Annotated in this window: 11 protein-coding genes and 2 pseudogenes; 6 read left to right on the forward strand and 7 right to left on the reverse strand. The window is 43.0% G+C overall.

Annotation, left to right across the window (positions count from 1 at the left end):
• The 5 genes and pseudogenes from H6G32_RS25655 to H6G32_RS25670 form a co-directional block, all read left to right on the forward strand.
• Positions 1 to 111: pseudogene (locus tag H6G32_RS25655) on the forward strand (photosystem II q(b) protein); the annotation flags it as partial.
• A 213-nt stretch (positions 112 to 324) separates the two neighbouring features.
• Positions 325 to 2,505: an HAD-IIB family hydrolase gene (locus H6G32_RS25660; protein ID WP_190463482.1), complete on the forward strand. Its 2,181-nt coding sequence runs from the start codon at positions 325 to 327 to the stop codon at positions 2,503 to 2,505.
• Positions 2,506 to 2,647: 142 nt separating this feature from the next.
• Entirely contained in the window at positions 2,648 to 2,788 is a 141-nt protein-coding gene (locus H6G32_RS26560; RefSeq protein WP_206757981.1) for a hypothetical protein, read from the forward strand.
• Positions 2,789 to 3,136: 348 nt separating this feature from the next.
• Entirely contained in the window at positions 3,137 to 3,700 is a 564-nt protein-coding gene (gene recR, locus H6G32_RS25665) for a recombination mediator RecR (RefSeq protein ID WP_199328253.1), read from the forward strand.
• A gap of 1,093 nt (positions 3,701 to 4,793) precedes the next feature.
• Positions 4,794 to 4,985: a hypothetical protein gene (locus H6G32_RS25670; protein ID WP_190463484.1), complete on the forward strand. Its 192-nt coding sequence runs from the start codon at positions 4,794 to 4,796 to the stop codon at positions 4,983 to 4,985.
• A 280-nt stretch (positions 4,986 to 5,265) separates the two neighbouring features.
• Here H6G32_RS25670 and H6G32_RS25675 read toward each other — a convergent pair whose 3' ends face one another.
• The 4 genes from H6G32_RS25675 to H6G32_RS25690 form a co-directional block, all read right to left on the reverse strand.
• Positions 5,266 to 6,432 carry a baeRF7 domain-containing protein gene (locus H6G32_RS25675; RefSeq protein WP_190463486.1) on the reverse strand — a complete coding sequence of 389 codons (1,167 nt, stop codon included), beginning with the start codon at positions 6,430 to 6,432 and terminating at the stop codon, positions 5,266 to 5,268.
• Between the two features lie 387 nt (positions 6,433 to 6,819).
• Positions 6,820 to 7,368 (reverse strand): HPF/RaiA family ribosome-associated protein, encoded by a 549-nt coding sequence (locus tag H6G32_RS25680; RefSeq protein ID WP_190463488.1) that lies wholly within the window; start codon positions 7,366 to 7,368, stop codon positions 6,820 to 6,822.
• Positions 7,369 to 7,431: 63 nt separating this feature from the next.
• Entirely contained in the window at positions 7,432 to 7,596 is a 165-nt protein-coding gene (locus tag H6G32_RS25685) for a hypothetical protein (RefSeq protein WP_190463490.1), read from the reverse strand.
• Between the two features lie 713 nt (positions 7,597 to 8,309).
• Entirely contained in the window at positions 8,310 to 8,537 is a 228-nt protein-coding gene (locus H6G32_RS25690) for a hypothetical protein (protein ID WP_190463498.1), read from the reverse strand.
• 479 nt (positions 8,538 to 9,016) lie between these two features.
• Here H6G32_RS25690 and H6G32_RS25695 point away from each other — a divergent pair, with 479 nt between their 5' ends.
• The gene (locus H6G32_RS25695; protein WP_190463492.1) at positions 9,017 to 9,586 is read left to right on the forward strand and encodes a pentapeptide repeat-containing protein; all 570 of its coding nucleotides are present in this window, start codon (positions 9,017 to 9,019) and stop codon (positions 9,584 to 9,586) included.
• A gap of 137 nt (positions 9,587 to 9,723) precedes the next feature.
• Here the strand turns inward: H6G32_RS25695 and H6G32_RS25700 are convergent.
• The 3 genes and pseudogenes from H6G32_RS25700 to H6G32_RS25710 all read right to left on the reverse strand — a co-directional run.
• A pseudogene (locus H6G32_RS25700) lies at positions 9,724 to 9,804 on the reverse strand (6-phosphofructokinase); the annotation flags it as partial.
• Positions 9,805 to 10,026: 222 nt separating this feature from the next.
• Positions 10,027 to 10,590 (reverse strand): hypothetical protein, encoded by a 564-nt coding sequence (locus tag H6G32_RS25705; protein WP_242046727.1) that lies wholly within the window; start codon positions 10,588 to 10,590, stop codon positions 10,027 to 10,029.
• Positions 10,591 to 10,702: 112 nt separating this feature from the next.
• Complete coding sequence (locus H6G32_RS25710; protein ID WP_190463494.1) at positions 10,703 to 10,855, reverse strand: hypothetical protein; 153 nt, start codon at positions 10,853 to 10,855, stop codon at positions 10,703 to 10,705.
• Positions 10,856 to 10,889: the final 34 nt, after the last annotated feature.

The raw sequence follows: 10,889 nt of genomic DNA on the forward strand, positions 1-10,889 counted from the left end.
AACCTGGGTATGGAAGTAATGCACGAGCGTAACGCTCACAACTTCCCCCTAGACTTGGCTGCTGGTGAAGTTGCTCCTGTGGCTCTGACTGCTCCTGCAATCAACGGTTAATATTCGACTCTTAGCTGAATAAAAAAACGCACTCCAAAAATGGAGTGCGTTTTTTTGTTTTTGAGCATCAGTCCTTATGCCAGAATTAATTTAGCAGCGTTAGCGTTCCATCTCATCCCACACAAACCAAGGAATGGGCTTTCACTCCTTCATTTTGTCACAGCCAATTTGATATAACTTGGCTAGTTATAGCCTGTTATGAAGGAAGACACGATGTCACACAGTCCAGGGTTGTACATTCTACTGGTCAGTGTTCATGGCTTAATTCGGGGACATGATCTGGAGTTAGGACGAGATGCTGATACAGGTGGACAAACAAAATATGTGGTCGAACTTGCCTCTACATTAGCCAAAAACCCACAAGTAGAAAGAGTTGACCTAGTCACTCGCTTGGTAAACGACCCAAAAGTGAGCCAAGACTACGCTCAACCAGTAGAAATTCTCTCAGATAAAGCCCAAATCATTCGCCTTTCCTGTGGCCCACGTCGCTACCTCCGCAAAGAAGTTCTCTGGCCGCATTTAGATACCTTTGCTGATGAATTACTAAGACACATTCGCAAAGTGGGAAAAGTACCAAATGTTATTCACACACACTACGCTGACGCTGGCTATGTAGGCTGTCGAGTAGCTGGCTGGTTAGGAACGCCCCTTGTACATACTGGTCACTCCCTCGGACGTATTAAGCAGCAACGATTACTAGAACAGGGAACTAAACTGGATGTAATTGAAGATCACTTTCACATTACTACGCGGATTGAAGCTGAAGAAACTACACTTGGCAGTGCAGCACTAGTGGTAGCCAGTACTCATCAAGAAGTTGAGGAGCAGTACAGTGTTTACGATCGCTATCAACCCGGACGAATGGTGGTGATCCCCCCAGGTGTTACACTGGAGCAGTTCTACCCAGCAGCCGATGATTGGCAGAACCCACCGATTCAAGAGGAATTGCAGCGGTTTCTCAAAGATCCTCAAAAGCCAATGATCATGGCGATTTCCCGTCCGGCTATTCGGAAAAATGTGCGTAATCTGATCAAGGCTTATGGCGAAGATTCGGAACTGCGTCACCTGGCAAACCTGGTGCTCATATTGGGAAAACGAGAGGACATCATGGCGATGGAATCTGGGCCACGCCAGGTGTTTATGGAAATTTTGCAATTAATTGATCGCTATGACCTTTATGGTTATATTGCTTATCCCAAACACCACAATGCTGATGATGTGCCAGACTTATATCGGCTAACAGCTAAATCACGAGGAGTCTTCATCAATCCAGCATTAACAGAGCCATTTGGACTGACTCTGATTGAGGCGGCGGCATCTGGTGTACCAATCATTGCTACTGCTGACGGCGGGCCAAGGGATATTGTGGCAGCTTGCAAGAATGGTCTGCTGATTGATCCTCTTAATATTAAAGATATCCAAGGTGCACTGCGAACAATGCTGACAGATGCCGAACAATGGCAATGCTGGTCTGCTAACGGACTAAGTAATGTCCGACAAAAGTTCTCCTGGGATAGTCATGTAGAGCAATATCTGGAGAAATTACGCCAATTTCCCCAACGACGAATTCAATCTCTGCTCAGTCCTCTTCGGGAATCTCCAGCAGCCGAGCATCCGGACTGGAATGTGCCTGATACAAACCGCCTACCAACGGCTGACCGTTTCCTTGTTTGCGAAATCGATAATACACTATTGGGCGACCAGGAAGCTCTAAAACAGTTGATTCAGCGACTCCATAACGAGGGTCAGACAACTGGAGTGGGTATTGCAACCGGCCGCAGTCTCGAAAGTACTTTGAGTATGTTGGAGGAATGGCGGTTTCCAATGCCGGATTTGCTAATCACTTCAGCAGGCAGTGAAATATACTACGGCCCTCAGATAGTGACGGACACGAGTTGGCAAAGACACATTGGCTCTCATTGGCAATCCCAAGCAATTCATCAAGCCATGAGGCAGATCCCTGGTGTGGAATTGCAGCCACCAGAGGCTCAAGGCAAGTTAAAGATCAGCTACTTTGTTGATGAAGCCAAATCGCCAAGCTTTTTGGAAATAATCCGCCATCTGCGTCAGCTTCAGCTTCCCGTTAGAGGAATTTACAGTCATAATATGTATCTTGATTTGGTGCCTCTTCGTGCTTCTAAAGGAGATGCTATTCGTTATGTTGCTTTGAAATGGGGCTTACCTGTGAAACGGTTCTTGGTGGCTGGGGCTTCAGGTAATGATGAATCTATGCTGGGTGGGCATACTCTAGCAGTTGTGGTTGGAAATTACAGTCAAGAAATCGAAAAGCTGCGGGGCTATCCACAGATTTATTTTGCTCAAGGGCATTATGCTTGGGGAATTTTGGAAGCGCTAGATCACTACGATTTCTTTGGTAATTTGTTTCAAACGTAGTCAGAAATCCAGCCCATTTGTTAAACTATCGCGATTTTATTGGATGTAAGATGCGCTAAGGGCACAGCATTGCTGTGTCCCTACTAAAGATTTTAGTTCGCTGCATAGTTGGATAGCGTATCCCTTTGGGACACTATGGCTAATGCCACGCTCCACGAACGTGAACGCGGAGCCTGTACATTGCACTCAGCGCTGCTGCGTTCGCCCTTGGCGTCTCCCTTTGGGAGAAGCGCTGATCGCACATCTATACCTCAATAAAAAAGCGAGGCGATCGCATCAATAATTTTACGAGAGCTTCGCCGAAAATAGACTTCATGGAGATAGCTCAATTAACTGCTTTAATTTTTATAGCGTACTTTGTGTACTATCCTGCTGAAGTCTTTAACTTAATACAACAAAAAAGAGATCGCATTCACGAAAATTGCCTGTTCTCAGAGTTGCCAAAGCTGTGAAAATTCCTGTAGCACTAGCTACGTACAAGGTAATAGGGAACTGCTTAAGTGTATCAATCATTTGATCAGCTAAATAAACAATCAAAAATTATGTGAAAATGTCATTATAGTAGTACTGCAAATATTTTGGAGACAAAGCTACGGTTTACGCACGCCCTTTAGCACGATTAATTGAGCAACTGCAACGCCTACCGGGAGTCGGGCCAAAATCCGCTCAAAGACTAGCATTGCATATTTTGAAGCGTCCAGAAGCAGAAGTAGAGGCTTTGGCGCAAGCGATAATTGATGCAAAAAAACAGATGGGTTTGTGTACCGTCTGCTTTAATCTATCGGCTGACCCAATTTGTGAAATCTGCCGCCATCCTCAGCGGGATAATAAAATTATCTGTGTGGTAGAAGATTCTCGTGATTTGATTGCGCTGGAAAAAACCCGCGAGTATAAAGGCAAGTATCACGTTTTGGGTGGGGTGATTTCCCCGATGGATGGTATTGGCCCGGAACAGTTGAACATTCAGCCTTTAGTAAGGCGGGTTAGTCAGCAAAAACCTGAAGAAGTGATTTTGGCAATTAGTCCGAGTATAGAAGGGGAGACGACGACATTATATGTCGGTCAGCTACTCAAACCATTTACCAAGGTAACGCGGATTGCTTTTGGTTTACCTGTGGGTGGGGATTTAGAATATGCTGATGAGGTAACTTTGGCTAGAGCCTTAGAAGGACGACGGGAGTTAGATTACTTTTAATTGTAGCCTTCTAATATTTGCCAAGAAATAAGGGGAAAATTTAACTCCAAGGGGTTGGCCATGTAAGCCTACTGGTAGGTAGGTTGAATTAATTTTTGTATCTACATGAAAGTGAAAACTTAGGCTTTAACCAATTTGAAATCTTGCATCTCGATGCACAATCTCTAGAGGCGGAAGTAACTGATGCTCATGGCATACGCGGCGAAATTTTCAGGAGGTATTTGGTACACTACGCCAAGTTTATAAACTGAAGGGTCTGGTTGCGTTCAACTAGACCCTTCAGCCATGACAGTCTATTCTATACAAGGTTCCCTCCACGACCAACTTGGATTTACACGTCTTGCAGTCTCCTCACCCGAACCTTCCATAGTCGCATCTTCCTAGATCCTGGTTTGGCTTTACTGCTATATAAAACCTAGACAAAGCTAGACTTTACTTTCTACTTCAACGGGAGCATGGGAGCGGTTATCCCTCAGTAGACTTACACGCTGTAGCCCAACGCAATCCTTCTTTTTTTGAAGATTCTCAAACAGACTATCACTATCATTGCTTGGTTTTCGCGTCAGCAACAGTCTTATTCAATATTTGTGAAATTGAAACCATATATCGAGTATTTGATTTTTTCAACTAAAATATATTGACAAAAGTCAATATATGTATAGCTTTGTCTAGAAAATTGTCAGCTTAGGACTAACTCTTACTTCAGCTTTCACTAAACAGTCTTGCCACTTTATTTCATCTATGTTGGAACTTCCCTGGGAACTATCTCACTTATATATTAATATAGTTCTATAGCATGAAGGTGCATTTTTTTATTTTTTATCTGTCAACAATAACTGCTTAACGTTGAAATTTACAACAGACTGGTTAGCTGATTGGCGCTAACAGAATTATGATGAATACAGACAACAATTTCTTAATAGAATAGACGGAAATTTAGCCAATGATGCCAAATATCATTCCCCTTGCGGCTTAATGCCAAAATTCTTATTACTGGAAGCACTTGGCGGTTAAGTTGGTTCCGGTTATGATTTCAAAGATGTCTAAATGGGTATAGTCAGAAGATATTGATAAATTTCAGGAGATATTAGTGATGAAAAAAGAATATATGGATATTTTAGAAACATTAATCGATCAATTGTCATTATCTGCAATTCTAGAGATGTTAGAGCGAATATGTCACAAAAAAGCAGAAAATTTGCGAAATCACTGGCAAGATGAAACTTCAGCGAAGTTGTGGGATAAAGCTGCTCGACAAATAGAACAACTAAATGTTGATATCTGATGAAATAGTCGAACCTGGTAATAAAACTGACTTTTGAAGTATTAAATAATCAAATCCATTAATCAAACGGCTGGGCTATTGGGGTTTAGATAGAGACAGACCCATAATCGCCATCAGGATGATTAATAGAATGCCTCTCTGCTTAAGGTTCATAATTTTGTCTTTTCTGTAGCTGACTCCTAATTGAAATTTGGTCTACCTCAACTGAAAATATTTGAGAGTTTGTAGTAAGCACTTTAGTCCTGCTTTTCTAAGCACTAAAGTGCTTACTACAAACCTATCAATACCGAAATACCGCAGCTAATGGTGTATCATTTGGCATATCTGCTGAGTCAACTGCATAGACGATGCCGCCATTCAAGATAGTCTGAGTTGCAGCGAAATCTAATAACTCTTCGTCGTTGGGTTCTGCATTGGGATGCACCTGAACTGTTTGGGTGTCCGAGTCAAAAGTTCCCCACTGCTGCTGATCGAGGGCGACAATTAACTTATCAACGCGTCCCTGACAAGCCGCGGGAATAGTTTCTGTAATTTGACTGGAAGCTTTTCCAGTTCCTAATAGTTCCCTGTATTGATTGATCGCCTCTTGCTGTGCTTGCAAAAAGTACGGTTCTACTATTTCCCAGGCTTGGGCGTGTAATTCCTCTGGTGTCAGTAGTTCTGGATTGCCTGTTATAGCAGTATCTATGAGATATGAGTAAGTATTTGCCTCTCGGTAAATCGGCAAGAGATATTCCACCCCAGCCAGCACCAAGGGAGCGTGTTCCTCTTTGAGAAACTCCCGCAATGCCTCATTTACCCGATGAAAGTACAGGCTGAGGTTTTCTTTCTCATCCTCATCACCAGCACCATGACCATGAAATACTGTGACTCCACTAGGGGCGGCCCGTCGTCCACCTGCTGCGCCTGGAGTGCCTGTATGGGAGGGGGTTTGGCGTTCTGGTTCATCAAACCGCAGTACTTCTTCCAGAATTGGCAGCACATCAGTCAAATCAACTTCTTCAATGTGATGGTGGGTGCCTTCTAATAGCCGAATCAAATTATGGCTGAGAGCAAGAATATAGAAGTGTCCATCGCTCTGGAAGAGGGGAAATAGAGGCTTAAGGTAAAAACGGTTACTAACAATTGCTAATTCTTCAAAATCTAAGGGTAAAGAGTAATATCGCCACAAGTTTTGAGAGCGGAAGATTGCTAAACCATCACTCTGATGCTGCCAAAATTCATATTCATCTAGTTCTTTGACTGGTTCGAGTAAGTTTTTCGCATCTTCAGAACGCCAACCACCTTCAATCAGGCGTTCTTCCGCTTCTCGAATTAAATTCCTCAACCGGATTGGGTTTTGTTGTGTGTCTGACCCTCCATGGTAAGTTGGTAGAAAAAGCGATACACAAGTTTCTCTAGCTTGTTTTGCTAGTGTTTCGAGTTCTGCAATAGAGAGTAATTTCATTCGTTTGCCTCCTGTTTACAGAGAAGGAGTAGAACGTTGATTTGAAGATTTAGACTACAGAACTGGTATGAGCATTTTTTCAGTTCTCAATTTGACTTCCAGTCCTTTAAAACATTAGTATTGAAAGCTGCACTAAGGGATTGCATCTGGTGACAGATAGGGGCGAATTTTTCTTCCTTGGCTAGGTCAACCTGGGCGGAGTGTAAAACAAGAGGCATCAAACGCAACTTATACAAACTCCGCCTTTGGCGGGCCGAGTGCCCATCGCTCCTAACCTCGCTCACTTCCACCACAAACACAAAAATCGTTACACAACAGAGGAAAGGGGGCAGTGGGGAGGGTATTTAACCCGCGCACTCTGCTCTAGCTTCAACTTTGTAGATGATGCTAACTAATCAATCTGACAGTACTAGCTTGGAGTCCTTTGTCACCTTCTTCTTCGGTAAAACGAACTTCATCTCCTACTTGCAATTGCTCGAAATCACTATTGAATAAACTGTTGCGGTGAAAATAAACTTCGCTACCATCAGATGTTTCGATGAAGCCGTAGCCCTCATCTGGGAATAATGTCGCAATTGTTCCATGAGGCTGCTCTTCGTGAGTCTTGGTTTTCTGACGCAGCAGACTGCTATGGTCTTGCAGTTTGCGCTTGGCTGCATCAAAGGCATCACGAAGTGCTACATAAATATCCTCGTGGCTCTGACGTTCAGGTGGGTCACGTTTTACAACTATTTCCCCAGTTGGCACAGTTATGTCAATTCGCACCTGATAAAGTTTGCCGTTACGCTGATGCCGATGTGGGGCATCAACTATAACTCGGCAGCTCGTAATTCGGTTATAAAAATGATCTAGCTTATCAGCTAAGGAGCGAATTTTTTCTTCTACAGCTTCTGATGGTGGGATGTTATGAAAGGTGATTTGTAGTGGGATTTTCATGATTTCTCCTATTTCTCAAGTATCTCTTGCCTTGATTGACAGATTGCTCAGGCAAGATGCTAATTAAGATGCGCTTCCCCAATCACAAAGCAACTCATGCTCTTGCTTGACTGCGACTTGACCTAGGGGAACTTGAGGAGTACCGATATCTGTTGAATTTTTAGATAACTGTTTTTTGTTGGTTGGCTTTTTTACCTGCAACTTTGGTTTAGTGACTGTGATGGTCATTCTACTCACCTCCTACACTAAATCCGGAACGAATGATTCGTTGTAACTACGACTGATGAAGCATTAATCGCAACTTGCACTTAGGAGATATGAGGATTTTTAACTTTAACTATCAACGCTCTACCTTCAATTTTTATTATTCCTTTAAAAGTAAAGGTGAGTGCAGAAAAGATAAGAAAATATACAGAATTTAGGAGGAGGCATTGCCTTGCTGAGTTTCCCGATTTTATAGCAACTGCCCTTCTGAATTATGAAGTTAATTTGGAAATTGATGATTGCTTTTAAAGTAACAAGTTAGGGCTGATAAAGTGCTGAAAAACCTATAAATAGCCCAGTTTTAACAGAATAGACTGCTATATATAGCAATCCTATTTGATTTGCAAACACTGAGAGGTTCAGATCCCCGACTTCTTGAAGAAGCCGGGGAGCTTTTTTCGGAACTCATTTAGGATTGCTATAAGTCGGATCGCAATCCCTAGTAGCTTGAGTGGAACGAAGTAGAACCCAACGTATGATAGTAGTGATAGGGTGCGTTCTAACATTCCGTCTACAGAATTGAATATTTTTTTATGGGAAGTCCCTTATGATGATTTTTCTTGACACCCCATGCTACAGAATCCCCTCAACTAGCCATCTCAAGCTGATATGCTGCCTCGCTTTCGTATTTCATTAGCCATGAGTATTAATGGTGGACAGAGGATTAGCATCGACTATTACCAGGGAGATAGGAGTGCGATCACCCTCAAAAAGCATCCAGCTGTAAATAATCCGGTGATTGGCGATGAATGTTGGATACCCGCTTGATAGCATTTGGCGATCGCCTCTGCAACTTCTGGTCTTGGCGGGTCAATCATTGCCACCAAACCAACGAAAATCTGATTTTGCTCCAGTTCCTGGGCATTTTGCGGAGCGTCTCTGAACGAGAAGAGAAGCCATCGCAATGCTTCCTAAAATTGGTTATTTGAGATTATCTTAAATGCCATTCAGATATAACCACATCATATGATAAGTTCTAAGACTTAACCCTCTAACCAAAGTTAGAGACAACTACTTGGTTAGAGGGAGAGCATCATCGATATTAGCTTCAGAGGAAAACTGGTTCAAGAACTTCAAGTGGGTGATTTAGTCGCAGTATATCCAGAGGATCTGATGAAATATGGGTTTGTTATTGGTTAATAACTGAGCTTCTCCTTGGATTAATTACTTCTACCGTTTTTCCAGTAATTTGATTCAACAATTCCTCTCATTTTATTGCTACCCTCAAAGTAGAGTCCACGTTTCAAACAACCAGGTGGCAAGAGGTGATTCACTGCGTCAAAGATCAAACTCCAAGAGAAATAGAGAGTATTGGAGGGGAAGTATGCTCAATATTGTGCGTCGTTAAAAGTATCCCCAGTAAATTCACACAAAACATAAGGCTATGGACGTTAAAGAACTTCTAAATCGATATGCAGCAGGAGAAAGGAACTTCCACGGTATTGCCTTACCAAAAGCTGACCTACGGGGTGTTTACTTGGGCGGTGTAGACTTTGCTAGAGCAGACCTACGGGGTGCTAACCTTGCCCAAGCCTCGATGAATGGAGCTAATCTGTGTCAAGCAAATCTTCAAGGTGCGAACCTAGAAGATGCAAATTTATCGGAAGTGATTTTTAGTGGCGCTGATTTGCGTGAAGCTACACTGACAACAGCCAACCTCAATGAATCAGACCTTAGTGGTGCGTCTCTTTGTGGCGCAGACTTATGTGATGCTAGTTTGCATATGGCATCACTCAGCGCAGCAAACTTACAGCGTGTAAACCTGAGTGATGCCAAAATGAGCGGAGTCAGGATGTGGAAAGCTGATTTGCGAGAATCTGACTTGAGTGGTGCTGATTTAAGTGACGCAAATCTGAGTGAAGCAAACCTGACTGGGGCGAATTTAAATGCAACAGATATGAGCGAAGCCTTTTTAACTGGGACAATTATGCCTGACGGTACTGTCCATAAATAGTTGTTAGGTTGACCTACTTATCTTTCTTAGCTTGAAAAACTCTGATTAGATTGTGGTTACCGTCGGCGTAGTGTTGCCAGTATAAGTACTGAGCGATCGCGCGGTTTGCACTAAGAAATTATTGGGATCTACAAGACATGGCTAACAACCGCCCGAATCACCGCGTTGAGTCCGGGACAATTGCCACCACTGGTAAGAATGCCAATTCGTTTTTGCATGGTTATGACACCTCAACCTTGGGAAAAACCTGTCCAAAATTGGCGGTTCCAACGCAAGGAAGGCGGCTTTTAGACTCTCGTTTTTACCCTAAAACGTTTCTATCCAACTAGCCAAAAGTTTGCTCTGTCAACTGCCAGTCAATCAATTTTGGATTTTAGATTTGCGATTTTGGATTGACTTAGATATTTTGCATAAATTTCCTTCGATAATCGTAAAATCCGTTAACGCCACTTTTCGCTCCAAGCACCTGTAACATTAAAGCCACCGCCAACAGGAGTTAATTTCAAAGAACCATAGCCAAAGGTGTTGCAAATTGGGCCGAAACCAGCAGCGCAAATATCACTCGCACCGTGACCATTAAAGGCACGGGTTCCTATGTGGGAATAGGTCGAACCTCCCCAGTTACCGTTACCAAACCAAGTGGTATTCTTAGGCCCGACACGGAGAACACAACGCAAGCCATCGCCTTGGCGACTTTCTAACAGGTCAGAAACTTTGTATTGATCAAAATATCCACCACAAGTCCGTGGTCTAGGTAAAGGATCGTAGTTGGTAGCTTGGACTAATTTCCATTCTTCATTCCAAGGGCCAGTGACACGAATAGTTGATGAATTCAGAATTTCTACCCGGAGATTTCCTGGGAAATTGTTATTGCTGTTTTCGCCATTTCCATGAATATCGGAGGCGAAACCAACAAGATTAGAACCTCTATAAATAGCCTGCCCCAGATGGCGATAAGTTGCACCACCCCAATTGCCTTCACCATACCATGCTAGTCGAGGCATGGTAGTTCCTGGTTTACAAGAAACAGACGGAAGTTTGAAAGCCCCGGAGGAACAGGCGCACAGCGCCATACTCCGTACTTCAGACCGGGGATGAAAAACGACTCGGTAGGCTTTAGCCTACCTGTAATATATCTGTAATTTCAGGTAGAGTACCAAGCAATTCCTCTACAACTTGGGTAATAGTTGTATCTTTTTTTGCAGCATACAACCGCAGTTTATTCATTCTGCGTTCGGTAATTCTAATGTGTAATTCTTTTTTTGTCATATATGACACAATGACGACACACTTATGTTAGCAT

This window comes from Cylindrospermum sp. FACHB-282, from assembly GCF_014697195.1.
Classification (GTDB): domain Bacteria; phylum Cyanobacteriota; class Cyanobacteriia; order Cyanobacteriales; family Nostocaceae; genus Cylindrospermum.